Source organism: Candidatus Woesearchaeota archaeon, from assembly GCA_016188115.1.
In the GTDB taxonomy this organism is placed as follows: domain Archaea; phylum Nanobdellota; class Nanobdellia; order Woesearchaeales; family GW2011-AR9; genus JACPIK01.
In genome coordinates, this window is record JACPIK010000002.1 from 122,499 (window position 1) to 141,067 (window position 18,569).

General features: G+C 38.5%; 15 protein-coding genes and 4 tRNA genes. 13 read left to right on the forward strand and 6 right to left on the reverse strand.

The window, feature by feature from the left end; all coding sequences use genetic code 11:
* Positions 1 to 12: 12 nt before the first annotated feature.
* Both HYV86_00695 and HYV86_00700 read left to right on the forward strand, forming a co-directional pair.
* Complete coding sequence (locus tag HYV86_00695; GenBank protein MBI2572357.1) at positions 13 to 1,311, forward strand: radical SAM protein; 1,299 nt, start codon at positions 13 to 15, stop codon at positions 1,309 to 1,311.
* Between the two features lie 224 nt (positions 1,312 to 1,535).
* The gene (locus tag HYV86_00700; GenBank protein MBI2572358.1) at positions 1,536 to 3,287 is read left to right on the forward strand and encodes an alanine--tRNA ligase; all 1,752 of its coding nucleotides are present in this window, start codon (positions 1,536 to 1,538) and stop codon (positions 3,285 to 3,287) included.
* Here HYV86_00700 and HYV86_00705 read toward each other — a convergent pair.
* Together HYV86_00705 and HYV86_00710 are read right to left on the reverse strand one after the other, a co-directional pair.
* On the reverse strand, positions 3,268 to 4,029 hold the full coding sequence (locus tag HYV86_00705) for an amino acid racemase (GenBank protein MBI2572359.1): 762 nt from the start codon (positions 4,027 to 4,029) through the stop codon (positions 3,268 to 3,270). The genes HYV86_00700 and HYV86_00705 overlap by 20 nt on opposite strands.
* Positions 4,026 to 4,778 (reverse strand): hypothetical protein, encoded by a 753-nt coding sequence (locus HYV86_00710; GenBank protein MBI2572360.1) that lies wholly within the window; start codon positions 4,776 to 4,778, stop codon positions 4,026 to 4,028. The genes HYV86_00705 and HYV86_00710 overlap by 4 nt, the downstream gene beginning before the upstream one ends.
* Positions 4,779 to 4,911: 133 nt before the next feature.
* On the opposite strand from HYV86_00710, the gene HYV86_00715 reads away from it, so the two are divergent.
* A complete protein-coding gene (locus HYV86_00715; protein MBI2572361.1) occupies positions 4,912 to 5,550 on the forward strand; it encodes a hypothetical protein in 639 nt (212 codons plus the stop codon).
* A 42-nt stretch (positions 5,551 to 5,592) separates the two neighbouring features.
* Here HYV86_00715 and HYV86_00720 read toward each other — a convergent pair whose 3' ends face one another.
* Complete coding sequence (locus tag HYV86_00720) at positions 5,593 to 6,159, reverse strand: hypothetical protein (GenBank protein ID MBI2572362.1); 567 nt, start codon at positions 6,157 to 6,159, stop codon at positions 5,593 to 5,595.
* Positions 6,160 to 6,392: 233 nt separating this feature from the next.
* On the opposite strand from HYV86_00720, the gene HYV86_00725 reads away from it, so the two are divergent.
* Positions 6,393 to 6,498 (forward strand) — tRNA-Gly (locus tag HYV86_00725).
* A gap of 419 nt (positions 6,499 to 6,917) precedes the next feature.
* Here the strand turns inward: HYV86_00725 and HYV86_00730 are convergent.
* Entirely contained in the window at positions 6,918 to 7,580 is a 663-nt protein-coding gene (locus tag HYV86_00730; GenBank protein ID MBI2572363.1) for a hypothetical protein, read from the reverse strand.
* Positions 7,581 to 7,721: 141 nt separating this feature from the next.
* On the opposite strand from HYV86_00730, the gene HYV86_00735 reads away from it, so the two are divergent.
* Positions 7,722 to 8,624, forward strand: a complete 903-nt coding sequence (locus HYV86_00735) for a hypothetical protein (protein MBI2572364.1) — start codon at positions 7,722 to 7,724, stop codon at positions 8,622 to 8,624.
* 111 nt (positions 8,625 to 8,735) lie between these two features.
* Here HYV86_00735 and HYV86_00740 read toward each other — a convergent pair whose 3' ends face one another.
* Complete coding sequence (locus tag HYV86_00740) at positions 8,736 to 9,356, reverse strand: hypothetical protein (protein MBI2572365.1); 621 nt, start codon at positions 9,354 to 9,356, stop codon at positions 8,736 to 8,738.
* A 336-nt stretch (positions 9,357 to 9,692) separates the two neighbouring features.
* On the opposite strand from HYV86_00740, the gene HYV86_00745 reads away from it, so the two are divergent.
* Positions 9,693 to 9,838, forward strand: a tRNA-Tyr gene (locus HYV86_00745).
* 332 nt (positions 9,839 to 10,170) lie between these two features.
* Here HYV86_00745 and HYV86_00750 read toward each other — a convergent pair.
* Positions 10,171 to 10,494: a hypothetical protein gene (locus HYV86_00750; protein MBI2572366.1), complete on the reverse strand. Its 324-nt coding sequence runs from the start codon at positions 10,492 to 10,494 to the stop codon at positions 10,171 to 10,173.
* Between the two features lie 422 nt (positions 10,495 to 10,916).
* Between HYV86_00750 and HYV86_00755 the strand changes: the two genes are divergently transcribed.
* The 7 genes from HYV86_00755 (at position 10,917) to rpoA2 (ending at position 18,508) form a co-directional block, all read left to right on the forward strand.
* Positions 10,917 to 11,021: transfer RNA gene (locus HYV86_00755), tRNA-Asp, on the forward strand.
* Positions 11,022 to 11,025: 4 nt separating this feature from the next.
* Positions 11,026 to 11,118 (forward strand) — tRNA-Lys (locus tag HYV86_00760).
* Between the two features lie 74 nt (positions 11,119 to 11,192).
* Entirely contained in the window at positions 11,193 to 11,435 is a 243-nt protein-coding gene (locus HYV86_00765; GenBank protein ID MBI2572367.1) for a DNA-directed RNA polymerase subunit H, read from the forward strand.
* Entirely contained in the window at positions 11,428 to 12,918 is a 1,491-nt protein-coding gene (locus tag HYV86_00770) for a DNA-directed RNA polymerase subunit B'' (protein MBI2572368.1), read from the forward strand. The genes HYV86_00765 and HYV86_00770 overlap by 8 nt, the downstream gene beginning before the upstream one ends.
* A gap of 18 nt (positions 12,919 to 12,936) precedes the next feature.
* Positions 12,937 to 14,739, forward strand: coding sequence for a DNA-directed RNA polymerase subunit B (gene rpoB / locus HYV86_00775; GenBank protein MBI2572369.1), 1,803 nt, complete (start codon positions 12,937 to 12,939; stop codon positions 14,737 to 14,739).
* A 56-nt stretch (positions 14,740 to 14,795) separates the two neighbouring features.
* Positions 14,796 to 17,369, forward strand: coding sequence for a DNA-directed RNA polymerase subunit A' (locus HYV86_00780; protein ID MBI2572370.1), 2,574 nt, complete (start codon positions 14,796 to 14,798; stop codon positions 17,367 to 17,369).
* A complete protein-coding gene (rpoA2, locus tag HYV86_00785; protein MBI2572371.1) occupies positions 17,366 to 18,508 on the forward strand; it encodes a DNA-directed RNA polymerase subunit A'' in 1,143 nt (380 codons plus the stop codon). Before HYV86_00780 ends, rpoA2 begins: the two co-directional genes overlap by 4 nt.
* The last annotated feature ends 61 nt before the right edge of the window (positions 18,509 to 18,569 follow it).

Here is an 18,569-nt window from a genome sequence, read left to right on the forward strand (position 1 = left end):
TCTTTTCGTTTTATGACTACGTTTTACATTGAATCATATGGTTCTTGGCAAAGTACGGCTAATGCGCAACGTATGGCAGACCTTCTTAGTCGTGCCGATTTTCACCTAGTTAATCAGCTTGAACAAGCAGACATTGTTCTCTTTTCCATCTCCTCTCCAGACGATTCTACTGCAAAAATATTTTTTTCACAATTAGAAAATATAAAACAACAATATCCTTACAAACTAATTATCCTTGCTGGGTGCTATCCTCGCTATAATAAAGAGAAAATAGCACGTCACTCTTTTTGTAACTTCACCCAAATTCATCGTATTGTCGAAGTTGTTGAAGAGACCCTGAGTCGTAATATCCTCAAAATCACCGAATTGGGCGAGCTTCCTCCTCTTGACACTGCCACGATTCGTACGTCTAAACTCATCGAGATTGTCCCCATTACTTTAGGCTGTACTTCCTCTTGTGTTTTTTGTAGTTCGCAGGTGATTTCACAGGGGGTGCGTTCCTATCCTCCGGCTGAAATTATCGCTTTTGTTCGTCAAGCTCTCAACGAAGGTGTAAAACAAATTTGGCTTAGTTCACAAGACAGCGCGAGTTATGGGATTGATTTAGGGACCTCAGGCGTGACTCTCTCTTCCTTGCTTGAGGAACTAACATCCCTGCCAGGAGATTTTCGTATTCTTCTCGATAAATTCAGATTTCCTTCTCTTCAGAGGGGCATTAATGGACTTATAAAATCTTTAAGTCACCCCAAACTATTCAAATTTATTCATGTGCCAATTTATTCAGGAAGTGATACTCTTCTTAAGTCTCATAAGATAGATTATACTAGTCGCGAAGTCTTAGAAGTAACTAAATCTCTGCGCACACAATTGCCTGCTCTTACTTTTTCAACCCAAATTCAGATTGGTTTTCCTGACGAATCACCTGAAGATTTTTGGCAAACCCTTGATCTTGTGCGAAAAATATGTCCGGATAAAATTGAGATCCTATTATTTGCCAATTATTCTCTAAAAGCTGTACCCAATCAGCCTCCAATTGAAAGTGCTGAATTAGAACGTCGTCTCAAAGTCATTACGGATGTTGCACATAACACTGCCATTTTACAAAATGAACGCTGGAAAAACTGGCAGGGAAATGTTGTTGTAGATAAACAGGGGGAAATACCTGGAGAATGGATTGCCCATAATGATTCTTACAAACCGGTTTTCATCACTGGAAATTATCGTATTGCTGATACTCTCACCGTTCGCATAACTAAAACCACTGATTCTCTGCTTTATGGTCAGGTTCTTAAAGTGCTTCCACTGTTGTAACTATTGTAATTACAAGAAAATCAGCGAGAAAGCCTCGATCTTTAGATCGAGGATGAATCGCATAGCGCTGATTTTCTGTTCCAAAAACTCGCCAAAGTAAGCGAGGGGCGTAAAGCCATGGGCTTTAGCCCATGGATAGCTCCGAGCAGGCGAGTTTTTGTTACTTTCTCAATATCTTCTCAACGCCCGAAAGATATTAAAAACACCTGTGTTTGAAGGGCAATATGGATCCTAAAACCTTACGAGAAAAATATTTCACTTTCTTTGAGAGCAAAGGTCACAAACGCATCCCCTCTGCCTCACTTATTCCGGTTAATGATGCTTCTGTCTTATTCAACACGGCAGGCATGCAACCCTTAGTGCCTTATCTTCTTGGCCAACCACACCCGCAAGGAATTCGCCTTGTCAACATCCAAAAATGTCTGCGTACTGTTGACTTTGAGAATATTGGTGATAATACGCACCATACCTTCTTCCAGATGCTGGGTAATTGGTCGTTAGGCGATTACTTCAAAAAAGAAGCAATTGAATGGTCATTTGAATTTCTTACATCTAAACAATGGTTAGGTATCCCTCTCAATATGCTTGGGTTCACCGTCTATCGTGGTGATGACAAAGTTCCTCGTGATGATGAAGCAGTTAAACTTTGGAGAGCTGCTGGCGTACCTGAGAAACGTATTGCGTATTGTGGTAAAGATAACTTTTGGAGTGCTGGTGATACAGGTCCTTGCGGTCCTTCGACAGAAATGTTTTATTGGACGGGTGATGGTGCTGCTCCAGAAACATTTGATCCCGATGACAATCGTTGGGTTGAAATTTGGAACGATGTATTCATGACTTATAACCGTCAAGCTAATGGAGAATTAATTCCACTTACAAAGAAAAATGTTGATACTGGTATGGGTTTTGAACGAGCTTTAGCAGTTCTTAACCATCAAAAAAGTTCCTATGAAACTGGTCTCTTTACACCAATTATTGAGAGACTCGAAGAGTTAGCGGGTGTTTCCTACCAACAAAAGAAACGCGAAATGCGTATCATTGCTGACCACTTACGTTCTGCCGTATTCGTCATAGGGGATGATAATGGGATTGCACCATCCAATGTCGATCGAGGGTATATCTTACGCCGGTTGATTCGCCGCGCCATTCGCTATGCTAAATTAATCGGCATCAACGAACCATTCACTGCAGATCTTGCAACAATCATTGTTAAAGAATATGGTGATTATTACACTGAACTCAAACGTAATCAAGCAAAAGTACTTGATGAGTTAGCCAAAGAGGAAGAAAAATTCAGTCAAACCTTAGAGAAAGGCCTTCACATTCTTGAAAAATTGACTGCCAGCAAAAGCACTATTAGTGCTGAAGATGCATTCCTTCTTTTTCAGAGCTACGGATTTCCCCTCGAAATGACTCAAGAACTTGCCGCTGAGAAAAATATTGCAGTTGATACTGTTGGATTTCACAAAGAGTTTGAAAAGCATCAAGAACTCTCTCGCACTGCCGCCGCTGGCATGTTTAAAGGGGGGCTTGCAGACCATTCAGAACAAACTGTGCGATTGCACACCGCAACACATCTGCTCAACGAAGCATTGCGTAAAGTCATATCTGCTGATATTCATCAACGCGGGTCTAACATTACGCCTGAACGATTACGTTTTGACTTTAATTTTCCTCGAAAACTAACCTCTGAAGAAATCAAGAAAGTGGAAGACGAAGTCAATCGCGTTATTCATGCGCAACTAGTAGTTGTCAGAAAAGAAATGACGCATGATCAAGCTGTCAAAATTGGTGCAGAGATGGAGTTTGGCGTTAAGTATCCTGCGACTGTTTCGGTCTATTTCGTTGGTGATTATTCCAAAGAATTCTGCGGCGGTCCACATGTCAATAACACGCAAGATATTGGCAAATTCAAGATCATCAAAGAAGAAGCATCAGCAGCAGGGATTCGAAGAATTAAAGCAGTGGTTGAGTAGACATTACCTCTCTTTGATAACTAATCTTTTCTTTCTTCTCTTTTATTTTCATCTCTTTCTTTCCCATTGCATACTCTACGGCAGATTCAGCAAGGATTTGTAGGGAATCATAAAGCGTGATCCTAAGATCTTGTTGTGTAATCGCAAGAGGCAATTCGGTACATCCTAACACCACGCCTAGTTGTTTCTTTAGGTGGATTAAATCTAGAACTGCTTCTTTATTTTCTGGTTGTACTTTTCCACCCATGACATCAAGAATTAGGGTGGTAATTTGTTCATATTCTTCTTGGTTTGGTTGAAGATACGAGATTTCTTGTAGTTCAAATTCTTTTTGATAAATTCCTAATGCTAACGTCGTTTCTGATCCTAACAATAAAACCTGATTTTGTCCGTTGGATTTTACAGATCCTGCTACTTCTTCAATTATGCTCATGATTGGGACTTGTGCATACAATCGTAACTGGTCGATAAAGTAATGGATAGTGTTACAAGGCATAATGATAAAATCGCACTGACTCATCTCAAGCATCTTGATTCCTTGAAGCAGCTGTTTTAAAACCAACGCCTCGTCAGTGATTCCTGATTCATCAAACCCTTCAAGTGCGATGGAATAGAGCATTATTTGTGGATAGTCTGTGTCTTGGGTAGCATTATATCTCTGCTGACAATATGCAACAATTCGTGAATACAAACTAGCTGATGCTGCCGGCCCCATGCCTCCAAGAATGCCAATTTTTTTCATGGTAATACCTCTCGTGATGTGAATGTGGGTATCACTGTTCCGCCAAGTTGTGCAACAAGATCAAAAACTTGAAGAGCAACAGCTATTTTATGATGTACTTCTTGTTGTTCTTGAGACTCCACAAATACATGTTGGCTCTCCACAGAAAGATGTCTTGTAGCTGTATGGTAATACACCATATGTATTCCTCCCGTGTCAAAACCTAACTTTTTCAAGATTAGTTTTGTCGCATCCTGCTGTTTTTCATACTCTTTAGGTAAGATCGTAACACACGCAGCTGCTTCGGAAAGCTTTTGTGCATACAAACTGGCATCAAGCAGGCTACAGGAATATCTCTCAATAGTCGGATCATATAATTTTACATTCCCTTTTACCAGGATCATCGACCCGTTTGGATGCTGCTTTGCGTATCCTTCTTGAATGAGCTGCTCTAGATACTCTTGGGCTTGCGGCACAAGGTCTTTTTCATAGACTATTCTCTGCGGTTCAAAGCCAGCTTTTGTAATCTGTTTAACATATTTCTCTACATCAAGCACTTCATCCTTTTGTTCAAATCGCGTATTATAATCATCAACAAAAAGAAGAGGTGTGACTTGTGCACCCAGATTTCGAAAATAATCACACATTCTTGCGCCAATTTGAGCGCTCTTGAAATGATCTAAACCGGGTTTTTCATAGGTGTAGATGTGAGCTGCCTCGACAATAACCTTGTCTTCTAATGATGGGAATTGGAGTTTGAATGTTTTCATATCCTCTCATTTTGTCATCTAAGATTAATATCCTCTGTCGCAAATAGAATATGTTTTAACAAACATGTTCGAAATAAAACATATAAGTTTAAATCATAAATTTAATAAAGAATCTCTTCTTTCTATCCCCATCATGGAACTCTCCACCAGCGAACAAACTATTAATTATATCAAAGAACATCCCTTTATTCGTAGCTGTCTTCAGAAGGATCTCATTAATTATAGTGCTCTTGCCAGATTAGTGAGCAAAGAACTCCATATTGAAAAGAAAATGTCGCAGGAAGCAATACTGGTAGCTGCCCGAAGATTTCGTGAAAAAATCAAGAAGGAAATTTCTACAGAAAAGAAGGTTAAAGAGCTCATAAAACAATCTCATATTGAGATAAAAAATAAAATTCATATTCTTATTTTACAAAAATCTTCCTCTTCAGAACTGATTGATGAAATTCATAAAAAAGCTCGAGAACACAACGAACTCTTTTTCATGGTACAAGGTTCAGATCATTCTACTCTTGTAACGTTAGAGAAATATGCCCAACTAATTAGACAAAAACTTTCTTCAAAGATAATCAAGCATCACGAAAACGTGGCACTGGTGATCATGAAATCCCCTGAGCAGATAGAAGACACCGCAGGAGTTATTTCCTATACTACTTCTCTCTTCGCTGAGAACGGCGTTAATATTCTTGAACTTCTTTCCTGCTGGCGAGATACCTTGTTTTTAATTAATGCTAAAGATGTCTCTAAAGTCGTAGGATTTTTGGAGTTTTAGGAACAAAGACAAATCCATTGGGAATAATAAAAAAAAATTCTTCTAATCCGAAAAGAGTTTTGTTTGATTAATTTGAGATGTTAGATCTGGTCGCAGAGTGCGAATCCTTAGTTCAAGTGCTTCTGAAGGAAGATAGCCTAATCGTTGAATTGCACTATAATATCGGTCCAGCTCCGGGACTATATCGCTTAAAGTAATACTCTCTGGCTCCGTAGGCTTTGTTCCAGATTCTATTTTTGCTATTTCCTGTTCAAGACCAAGACAGTATATGGTCGCTTGTACTCTTTCAATTTCACCTGTATCTTGTGTAGTTGGATATTTTGCCCCAACAGTAAATGCCAGATCAATAGCTGCATCAATTCTTCCTTCTTGGGCAAGTTGTAGTGCTCTTGTTAAACCTGTTACATAATCTGCATCAGCTTCTTCTACTAAATGAGAAACTGACCGGTATGCCTCTGTACAACGAGTATCTGCTCCTAACGCTGAAGCCTGAGCAAGATTTTCTCTTGCATTTTCAGTTCGATTTAATTGTACATGTTGTAAAGCGTCGCCAAGAGCAGCATAAATTATCAATCGTACATCGATGGTTGGTTGGGTAGGGATAGTCATATGTGTTTAAAATAAGGTCTATTTTATAAATATTTTGTCACTAAATAGTGTCAACAGTAATTGTCCTCACTTTTGTATTAGCCCCAAAACTCTACCAAGACTAAAAAAATCTTTTGGGTTCAAGAAAACTACTGGTTTTCTGAACCGGAACCTTGTTTCCTTGTTTCAAAATTGCAAACAATTTTAGAAACGTTAATAAAGAAATTACCTTCTTTTTGTTCAACCACAACCTTGCGGTAGTCGTATAGTGGTTAGTATGCGGCCTTGCCAATAACAATTATCTTCGGATGCTTGTTACACAAACAGGCTGTGACCGGGGTTCGACTCCCCGCTACCGCACTTACCTTACATTCTGGATCGCAACCCGTTTATTTATAAACACCAAAATGACGCACCATACTTACATTCCAGTGCGTCGCTTTGATGGTTACGCTCCGGAATGCAAGCATGGTCAGCCGCTGCCGCATTTACCTTACATTCTGGATCGCAACCCGTTTATTTATAAAGGTTAAATTGACGCACCATACTCACATTCCGGTTCGGCGATTTTAACAGGTATTACCTACCTTTATAACGAGCTATTCTGATGCTTCTGGAGAGACAAAATGGCAGAAGATGACATCTATAAAAGTAAAGAGAAGTATGAATTATTTGTAAAATCAATCGATTCTTTGGTGGTACCGCCACAGAAACCCTCTCGAAAGAAGTATTTTTGCAAAAACGCTGCGAATTTACATTATTTCTACTATCTAATGCCCCTAATTTTCACTCTCGTCCTTCTTTAACTTTATCCTGATCAATCTCTTTTTTAAGTCAATAAATATAACTAATCCGGTTAGCACAATTGGTATTAATGTAGAAACAACGATAAAAAATGTTGATGAACCAAAAGTTCCAAATGTTGAGTCATTTAAAGTCACGAAAATCGTCACCAAAGTCATCATGAAAACGGTTGTAGTTGCCAACACAAAACTAAAGCTTCTGGAGGATACAGTAGAGGCTTCATCTTTCTTTAGATATACTATGTTTTCTTTCTGCTTTGGGGCTTGTTTAAGTGAAAGTAATTTCGTAGTATAAACCTCTTTTTGTGCTTCTGTTAAGAAAGAGGTTTGCATTATGTCAGTTACCATATCGTTGATTGCTTCTTGCAGATTAATAATGTCTTTTGATTCTAGTTCATATTTTTTTGAAACAGAGGAGATAATGGAATTAAATAGGTTATCACTAAATCTTTTTTCAGAAATAATGTAGGGTTTAAGAATATGAATTATTTCTGTGTTTGCTTGCTGGACTTTTTGTAAGTAAAGCTTATCTTCTTTTTTGGACAGGATATAACTAGTTACAAAGTAAACAATAACTCCACTGATAATCCCTCCAGTGATTCCCACAAACCAAGTATTATTCAGAAAGCTCCAGTCCATACGTTTATTCTAATTAGTTTATTTATAATTATTTTGTGCGGAAGAGATAACAGTAATAGTTCGATCTGACAGCGCATTAGCCAGACATGACATTGTCAGAATTCATAATCTATTTATAGTCATAATCCTATCTTTATTTAGATGGAACCTGAAGAAGAGCTAACACCTGTTTCAAATAGGCCTACTTGGCAAAGAGTTCTTCTTTATTTTTATTCTCAAAACACTCTCTCATCAATTGTATTTACTAATCCGAAGGATAATTCACTATATAAAAAACTAAATATCAGTGAGAAAGAACATAGGGTTTTCAATGATCTCGTAAATAAAGGTTTGTTAACAATGAATTTTGTTAAAAAAGAGGGAAATTATGAGAGTTATAATTATTCTCTGACTCGTGAAGGAATAAAAGTATGTAAAGATTTAGAAAGTGTTGATGAGAAAAAAGACTCAAAGACTAACTTCAATATGAGAGATATGAACTTTTCAAGTATAAATGCTAATGGGGCATTATTTAATAATAAGGGTGATGTCCATCTAGGGAATAAAGTAGATAACTCAAAAGTGTACCACATTGATCGCGTTGACAACTCTTTTATCGAAAAGTCTTCTATTAAAATAATTAATAAGTATGGAGAAAAGAAACCTAAAATTTATGGATATATCTCTTTATTAGCCAGTTTGGTAACAATAGCAACAGGAATTCCTTCGCTTCTCACTAAAGATAATATCTTTATTTCACCAGTTGGTTGGCTTGCTATTTTTCCACAAAACTTTGGAATTCCGCTTATCGGGGTGGGCTTTGTTCTTTTAGTAGTTGGCATTTTTTTGATTAGTATTGTTGACCACAAATATGACAGTATGTGTCCAAAATGTAAGCGTCATTATTCTAAAATAGAGCTAGAAGATCCAGTTGTAAGAGACGTTGAAGTAAAAGGAGGAATAAGGAGAACAACTAGTACCAAATTTGGTTGTAAACATGAGGACTGTGATTATAAAGATACAATCAAAAAAAATAAGTTCATTGACAATTCTGATCAGTTATAGAAGAGCTTATATATTTCTTTGCCCATTTGTCGTCTAAGAAGCACAGAAAGAAGGGGGTCTGGAGTGAGGGCGCAGACAGCCGCTACCGCATTTTCTTTCTGGTAACCTTGCCTATTCTTTTTCAGGATCTGCCTCTTCGAATAAGATGTTATCTAAATCACCAATAAAAATTTCTCCTCTATTTTGATATGTTCGAACCAGCAACATACGACTTAATGGACGAATAGGGTTAATTACACTTCCATGTCGGTTAATAGATGATGCAATATTGGGTTTACGATAAAAATCTAAGAGTGCGTTAACATGTTTTTCATAGGACTCAAATAATTCTTTCCCATTATCTAATCCCAAAAAGAAATAGGGTTTTACATCACTTACTTCATATTTTCCTTCCTCAGAAATATCGTCCGTGATAGAAAATCCAACACCGTTTTCGTTGACTTGTATTTTCCCGTCGTTGATTTCAAGTCCAATAACACGATGTTCTGGAAGATAAAAACCGTTCTCCAACGTAAAACCATATTTTTTCAATAGTCCTGCATTTGTTTCTTCTTGAAAACCAACATGGTCTGGTTTAGTCAATCGAAACTGGTTTGGACTACAGAAAACCGTGTGAAACCGACCATCAATTTGTCCCCTTGGTCGCATCTTGACTGCATATCCATCATCCAAAAAAACAATCGCTCGTGAATTATCATTTCCTTCAAGGGTAAATGCGTCAGAAATTGGCACGGGGGTAAGAAGATCTTCTTCCCATCAGGAATTACGTGCACAAAAAGCTAAATTTTCAACTGTTCTAAAACTATTGAACTTATCCTCAAGTACACGGTATCCCTCTTGAAGACTTTTATGTGTGGGCGTATTCGTCATTAATGCAACAAGGGGTAGTTCTTTATAAACTAATGTTTTGCTAAAACCTGAAAAGTAGCATTCTTTACATTAGGTATCTCAAAGATCTTTGGGATTCAATTATCCTGTCATACTTTTTTTAAAGATTCCAATCCAGAAATTCATCCAACTTACCAAAAACATTATAAAGCAATCATTTCCTCAACGAATCTGAGTGATCCCCCCTTAGTTTAGTGGCTAGAACGCTCCGCTGTAGAAACTCTTTTGAGTTGTCAAACATGACTTAGATGATAAAGAGTCAGCGGCCACGGAGAGACATCTTAAACAGATGCTCCAAATCCCCGGTTCGAGTCTGGGAGGGGGGACTCAGAGGGAAGCAAGCGTTTTCTTCCCTCGCTTATTTTCTTTAAGTGTTTTTGATTTCTAAATCCTATCTGGTCCATCCACTTTTCAAAATTATTAATTCCATTAATATCTATCTGATATGTGGTGTAATGAGAACCGTTCCTTTTTCGGTTTCTTTCATAAGGTCCACAAAAAGAGATATCACATTCGCTAAGAACTTCACATATTTCTTCTATCATTTTTTTTGATTTCAAATCTGCAGTTATTCTAGGTCTAAAATTATTCAAAGATTTTTTCAAGACCAAACTAAAATCAGTGTCAGCAAGACCACGTAAAAAATTCTTTTCTAATGTTAAGTCTTCTTTAATCCATTTAGGAATAGAAACAATTTCCGATTTATTGCCACTGGGATCCCTAGATTTTCGAATTGTTCTAGAATTATCTTTGAGGTATATCTAAGCTCAATACACTCTATTCTCTCTTTTATTGAAGGCTTCTTCCCAAGATTTTTTTCAAATTTTTTTTGGATTTCGTCAAAATATTCCTTATCATCTATTTTATGTCCAAATACAGAAACTTTGTAAGTTGTTCTTTGTGGAGAAATGGAACGGCTTAAATGTCCATCGCCTGCTAGTATACCACATAACTCTGCGAGACATTCATCTTTTTCATTCATCAATTTTCTAGAGAGGAAAATGCTTTAAATACTCTTTGTGGACTTGACCAGTGTGGCTCAGAAAAACAACAACTTCGCTGCCAGCACAACCACTGCAAATAGTCTCTTAATCCATACCTCGCCTTTCTTGATGACAATATGTACCTGCTACTAAACCAATAAGTGCTATTAATAATATTGTCCCAAGCTCAAGCATGAAGAAAAAGACTATTCATTAGATTAATAATGATTTCGCACTTTCTCTCTTCCATAACCTTTAACTACTTCTCCCCCATAAAAACCTATATTCTATATTCTTTAGCGTTGATTAACGAAAGCTTTATAAACAAATCGGGGTTTTTCAGAGCAACCATGGCAGTAACTTCTCTCTTTATCTCTTTTTGGTAACAAAATAGGTATAGAAGATACGCTGTCATAGTAATGCCTTGGTAGTGTAGTTCGGCCTAGCATGCCACCCTGTCACGGTGGCGACCCGGGTTCAAAAACTTTAGGGGTCATCCCAAAGTGTGAATGTCCCGGCCAGGGCGCTTTGGGCCGGTAGCTTAGCCTGGTAGAGCGCCTGACTTTTACGTCAGCATTAACGAAGTCATCAGGCGGTCAAGGGTTCGAATCCCTTCCGGCCCGCTCATTGTCCTACAAAATTCGTAGAAACCAAATCTCTGGTCCCGAATTTGATATAAATACACACACACACGAAAATGGAAATGGAAATCGACGTTAGCAATCATGGCTTGGTTCCCAAGCACACCAAACTTTCTGATGCAGAGAAAGAGAAGCTTCTTTCTTCTCACTCTCTTTCTGTGCGCGATCTGCCAAAGATCTTGATCACTGATCCTGCCGTTCTCACTCTTAATCTTAAAGCAGGAGATGTTGTAAAAATTGAACGTTCAAGTATGACTGCAGGAACCTCAATCTATTATCGGGTGGTTGTCAATGGATAATAATGCTTCTAAAATGGATCGGAATGTTCTCATTCAAAAATACTTTGAAGAAAAACGCTTTGTCGATAGTAGTATTCAATCTTTTAACAATCTTCTTGAACACGGTCTGCAAGAGGCCATTGAAGAAAATAAAGAAGCGGAACCAACTATCATCCCTGCAAATATCGAAAAATTCAAAATTCGTTTTGGGCGAATTACTGTCGGAAAACCTGAAATCACAGAAGCAGATGGAAGTAAACGTCCAATTTATCCTATGGAAGCTCGTTTGCGTAAAATCTCTTATCATGCGCCAATCTATCTCGAAGTAAGTACCTATATCAATGATGTACAACGTGAAAACTTTGTTGCAGAAGTAGGGAAATTACCAATTATGTTAAAAAGTAAATACTGTCATCTCGATGGACTTAAACGTGAAGACTTAATCAAACACGGTGAAGATCCTTCCGACCCAGGTGGATATTTTATTGTAAACGGAACTGAAAGAGTTATTGTTCATGTTGAAGATCTTGCACCTAACAATTTTATGGTTGAAGAAGATGATGGAGTATATAGTGGTCGCTTTTTCGCTTCAAAAGGATCTTATAAAATCCCTCATTCATTTGAACGAAAAAAAGATGGTTTATACTATCTCACTTTCACCCGAGTCAAATCCATGCCTATTATAGTTGTACTCAAAGCATTGGGTCTTGTTCGTGATGAAGAAATTATGAAAGCAATTTCAACTGACAAAAATTACGACGAATTACTTGTCAACCTTTTTGAATTTGTTGAAGTTAAAACTCAAGAACAAGCCATTGATTACATTAGCAAATATGTGGGTGTAGGTCAATCCAAAGAAGTTCGTGTCGAACGTACTCGTGAAATTCTTGACAAATATCTTTTACCTAACATAGGGATGGATTCCTCTGCTCGTCTCGCAAAAGCGAAGAATCTTGCAAAAATGCTTAAGAAATTTATTGATGTTGCAAATCATCAACGACCTGTCGATGATAAAGATCATTACATGAACAAGCGTGTCAGAATGGCTGGAGACCTTCTCCTTGACCTCTTCCGCGTTAACTTTAAAGTTCTTGTAGGAGATATACTCTACAACTTCCAACGTATTATCAAACGTGGTAAGTTGCCTTCCATTCGAGTTATCATCCGTGATAAACTGCTTACCTCTCGCCTTTATTCATCAATGGCAACTGGGGAGTGGGTTGGCGGACGTCAGGGAGTTTCCCAACGTATGAGCCGAACGAACTATCTCGATATGGTTTCACACCTTCAACGGGTTGTTAGTCCATTATCCAGTTCACAGGAAAATTTTGAAGCGCGTGCTCTTCATTGTACTCACTTAGGACGTTTGTGTCCAATTGAAACGCCTGAAGGTACTAACATTGGTCTTCGTAAAAATATGGCTATGTTATGCTCACTTTCACAGGCAGCTCCTGAAGAAACAATTATCGAAAAACTCAAAAGTGCGGGGTTACGCGAGGCGTAATGCCCGGGGGAAACGAGAATGGTTGAAGTATATCTCAATGCAAAATACATTGGTACTGTCGATGATCCTTTTTCATTCGTTGATGACGTAAAAGATCTGCGCCGTAAAGGTGCATTACCTGATGACGTGAATGTGCATGTAGATCATGCTACGCAAGAAGTTCATGTCTTTTGTGATGAAGGTCGAGCACGTCGACCTCTCCTTGTTGTTAAAAATGGGAAATTAGTAGTTACTGAAAAACATCTTCAACAACTTCGTGATGGAGAATTGTCTTGGGTTGATCTTGTTCGCCAAGGCGTTATTGAATACCTTGACGCTGGTGAAGAAGAAAATGCGCTTGTTGCGTATCGTCCTGAAGATTTAACAGCAGATCATACTCATATGGAGATCACTCCTGGGTCCATTAGCGGTGTTGCTACTGCGCTTGTTCCATTCGGCAACTACAACCAATCTTCTCGTTTAATCATTGGAAGTAAAAACCAGAAACAATCATTAGGATTCTATGCTGCAAATTTTCATCTTCGTCTTGACATGGATGCGAATATTCTTCATTATCCTCAACTTCCGTTAGTTAAAACTAAAATTCATGACATTACTGATTATGAACAACATCCCTCTGGACAAAACATGGTTGTTGCTGTTATGTGTTATGATGGCTATAACATGGAAGATGGTGTTATTCTTAACAAAGGCTCTGTCCAACGTGGTCTTGCTCGTAGTACCTATTTTAACCCTGTTAAAGCCGAAGAATTACGCTATTCTGGCGGACTTATTGACGAAGTAGGTCTTCCTGACAAAGAAGTAAAAGGCTATCGTGGCGAACAAGATTATCGCTTCATTGAGGCAGATGGTATCGTTACTCCTGAATCTCAAGTGAAAGAAGGCGATGTAGTTATTGGGCGCACTAGCCCTCCTCGTTTCTTGAGCAGCATGGATGAATATAATCTTTCAACCTCTACTCGTCGTGAAAGTTCTATCTCTCTTAAACACGGAGAACAAGGCATTGCTGACTTCGTCATTATTAGTGAAAATGAAGAAGGAAACAAACTCGTTCAAGTTCGCTTACGTGAAGAACGTATTCCTGAAATAGGAGATAAATTCACGTCACGCCACGGACAAAAAGGAGTTACGGGGATTCTTATTAATCCTTCAGATTTACCTTTTTCTGCGACGGGAATTGTTCCTGATTTAATTTTTACACCTCATGGGGTTTCCTCACGTATGACTGTTTCCCATTTAATGGAACTTGTTGGCGGTAAAGTTGCTGCTCTTGCCGGTCGTTATGTTGATGGAACTCTCTTTGAAGCTGAAAACACTGATGATGTACGTGCCGAACTTCTTCAACTTGGCTTTCGTGAAGATGGTGTTGAAACATTTTATGATGGTCGAACCGGTAAACGCATGTTAGCCAAAATTTATGTGGGTAACATGTACTATCTACGTTTACGTCATATGGTTGCTAACAAAATGCAATCTCGTGCTCGTGGTCCAATTCAACTGCTTACTCGTCAACCTACTGAAGGGAAAGCAAAAGAAGGGGGTCTTCGCCTTGGGGAGATGGAAAAAGATACGTTCATTGCCCATGGTGCATCTCTCTTACTTAAAGAACGCTTCGACTCTGATCGTGTCGTTGTTCCAATTTGTGAAAAATCCGGTCTTATTGGATATTTTGACGCGCGTTCCAACAAATTAATCTCTCCCGTTTACGGAGAAGATTCAACAATGTCGTATGTAGAAATGAGTTATGCCTTCAAGCTCTTACTCGACGAGCTCTTGTCATTAGGATTATATCCTAAACTTGAACTTGAAGATAAATACTAACGACAATAACATCAACACAATAACAACACATAATAAATACAAACCAGGTGCCCATCATGAGACCACAATTTGTTTCCAAACGCATTAAAGCTATTCGTTTTGGTGTCCTCTCGCCAAAAATCATCAAAGATATGGCTGCAGCAAAAATCGTTACGCCAGAACTCTACGATCGTGAGGGATATCCTGTCGATGGCGGACTTATGGACACTCGTCTAGGGGTTATTGATCCTGGTCTTGTATGTAAAACAGACGGACTTAAACTTAAAGATACACTTGGTCACTTTGGATATATTGAACTTGCTCGTCCAGTTGTGCACATTAAATATGTTCGTCAAATTTTAGATCTTCTCAAATCAACATGTAAATCCTGTGGACGTGTTCTTATCCCTGACGAAAATGCGAAAAAATATACTACTATTTTTGCGCGTGTTGGTGAAGAAGAAGGCTTTGAAGCTCGCCGTCGCAAAGTTAAAATTGTTGTTGATAAATACAAGAAAAAAGATCTCTGTCCTCATTGTGATACAAAGCAAGAGAAACTTCGCATCGAAAAACCATACAACTTCTACGAAGGAGAAATCCGACTTAGCCCTATTGAAGTCCGTGCTCGTCTTGAAAAAATTCCTGACGCTGATCTTGAAGTATTTGGATTTGCAACCGGATTTCGTCCTGAATGGATCGTATTAACCATTTTATCTATCCCTCCTGTAACTATGCGCCCAAGTATTACGCTTGAGTCTGGTGAACGGTCTGAAGACGATCTTACTCACAAATTAGGCGACATTGTTCGTATCAATCAACGTCTTTTTGAAAACATTAACGCAGGTGCGCCTGAAGTTATCATTGAAGATTTATGGGATCTACTTCAATATCACGTAACTACCTTCTTTGACAACGAAGTGCCTCAACTTCCACCTGCTCGCCATCGTGGAGGACAAGTACTTAAAACTCTTGTTAACCGTATCAGCAGTAAAGAAGGTCGCATCCGTCATAACCTTGCTGGGAAACGTACTGATTTCTCCGCGCGTACAGTTATTAGTCCTGATCCATTAATTACTCTTAACGAAGTAGGAGTGCCAGTAAGTATGGCAATGACTCTTACAGTTCCTGAACGTGTTACTGAATGGAACAAACAATATCTTCGTTCATTCATTGAGAACGGTTCTAAAAAGTATCCTGGAGCTAATTACGTCCTTAAATCTGATGGTCGTCGTAAAGCAATTACCGAGGAAACTAAAGAAGAAATTCTTAATGAGCTTGCAACGGGATATATCGTTGAACGTCATCTTGTTGATGGTGATGTGGCTCTCTTCAACCGTCAGCCATCTCTTCATCGGATGAGTATGATGTGTCACAAAGTCAAAATCTTGCCTGGTCGAACCTTCCGTCTTAATCCAGCAGTATGTAATCCATACAACGCAGATTTTGATGGGGATGAGATGAACCTGCATATTCCTCAAACTGAAGAAGCACGTGCTGAAGCAAAAATTCTCATGTTAGTTGAAACACAGATGATTAGTCCGCGGTATGGTCTAAGTGTTGTAGGTTGCATTCATGATGGAATTACTGGCAACTATCTTCTTACCAAAGAATTAGTAGTAAGTTATCCTGAAGCTGTTGATCTTCTCTACAACTGTGGTGTTAATGATTTAAGTCGCCTACCTCATAAAGAAAAAATTGACGGCAAAGAAGTATTCTCTGTTCTCCTGCCTCAAGACTTTAACTTTAGTGGAAAAGATAAAAGCGGCAATGATGTTGAGATTGTTAATGGTATTCTTAAAACTGGGTGCATGGATAAAGCTAATCTTGGTCAAGAAAGCGGGCTTATGCTTCGTAATATCTACGAACGGTATGGTGCTGAATTTGCTGCAGATTATCTCGGCAAAGTTTCAAAACTAGGTATTGCTGTTCTTTCTCGTCGCGGCTTCTCCATAGGAATTAGTGATTTAGATCTAACCCCAGAAACAGATGAAGAAATCAAAACTGTACTTGAAAAAGCAGAACAAGAATCTATGAAAATCATTGAGCAATACACTGCAGGAAAACTAGAAGTTCTTCCTGGTCGTAGTATGCAAGAAACGATGGAACTTCGTATTTTGGAAGCACTTAACCGGGCGCGTAACAAAGGCGGAGATCTCGCCATGCGTCAAAACAAAGAAAGCGCTGCTATTATCATGGCTAAATGTGGAGCTCGTGGTAATGCTCTTAACATTGCTCAAATGGCAGTTGTCGTTGGTCAACAAGCATTGCGTGGTCGTCGTATCGATCATGGATATACTAACCGAACCCTCCCTTACTTCAAACAAGGGGATGTCAGTCCAAAAGCAAAAGGCTTTGTTCGTAATAATTTTAAAACAGGTCTCACTCCTTACGAGTTTTTCTTTGGAGCAATGACGGGACGTGACGCACTGATGGATACTGCTTTGCGTACACCTAAATCAGGGTACCTTTATCGTCGTCTCTCTAACGCCATGCAAGATCTTAAAGCAAATTACGATGGAACCGTTCGCGATGCAAGTGGTCGTGTAGTTCAATTCTCTTATGGGGAAGATGGACTTGACGTATCAAAAACCAAGAATGGTACTATTGATGTTAAACGTATAATTGCTCAAGTATTAGGTGGTGCAGAATGAAATCAGAACATCAAACTATGATTGCAGGTTATGAAGGCAAACTTCCCCTGCTTGTACTCGATGAGATCAGAGAATCCATCCCTGCGACAATTTCAAAGGAGAAACTCAAAAAGATCTTGGACGAAGTTCTTGCTAATTACAACACCGCAAAAATCAATCCTGGTGAATGTGTTGGTTTAGTCAGCGCTGAAAGTATTGGAGAACCAGGTACACAGATGACACTTAACACGTTTCATTTCGCTGGGGTTTCTGAAATGAACGTAACTACAGGTCTTCCTCGTATTATCGAAATTTTTGACGCGCAGAAATCAATTAAAACACCAATGATGGAAGTGTATTTTACAAAAGAAAGTAACACTCTTGAAAAAATTAAACAGTTTGCATTAGAACTCAAAGAGACTATGTTTGGAGATTTTGCATCTTCATTTTCTCTTAATATCTTTGACCAAACTCTCACTGTAGAATTAAATTCAACTCTCTTGGCAGATCATAAATTTACCGCTAAAGATCTTCTTAAAGCGCTTAAATTCAAATCTAAAGGATTTACTGCCGAAGCAGGTCAAAGTAGCATTACATTCACCCAGAAAGGCAAACCTGAAGAGATCAAAGATTTGTATGCTATCAAAGAGAAGATTCGTGTAGCGCGTGTTAAAGGCGTTAAAGGTATTAAACAAGTTCTTCCTGTAAAACGTGGCGAAGAATATGTTGTTCTTACTTCAGGTACAAATCTAAAAGAAGTTCTGGCAATGTCTCAAGTTGATATCAGTCGGACTGTATCAAATGACATTAACGAAGTATACGCAGTCTTAGGTATTGAAGCTGCTCGTCAATCCATTATTAATGAAGTTCACAAAGTAATTGAAGCTCAAGGTCTTAATATTGACATTCGCCATATTATGCTTGTTGCTGATATTATGTGTGTATCTGGTGTACTTAAAGGAGTAACACGTTACGGCGTCGTTAGCGAAAAAGCCAGCGTTCTTGCGCGGGCATCATTCGAGACCCCTGTACGACACTTAATCAACGCAGCTCTTGAAGGAGAAGTTGATGGTTTGACTTCCGTTGTAGAAAACGTAATGATTAACCAACCAGTTCCTTTAGGAACAGGCTTGCCAGGTTTAATTACTAAGTTAAAATAATTAGAAGAAATAACGAGAAGTTAAAATAATTAGTTAAGGTTTATTAATAGACATTAATAAA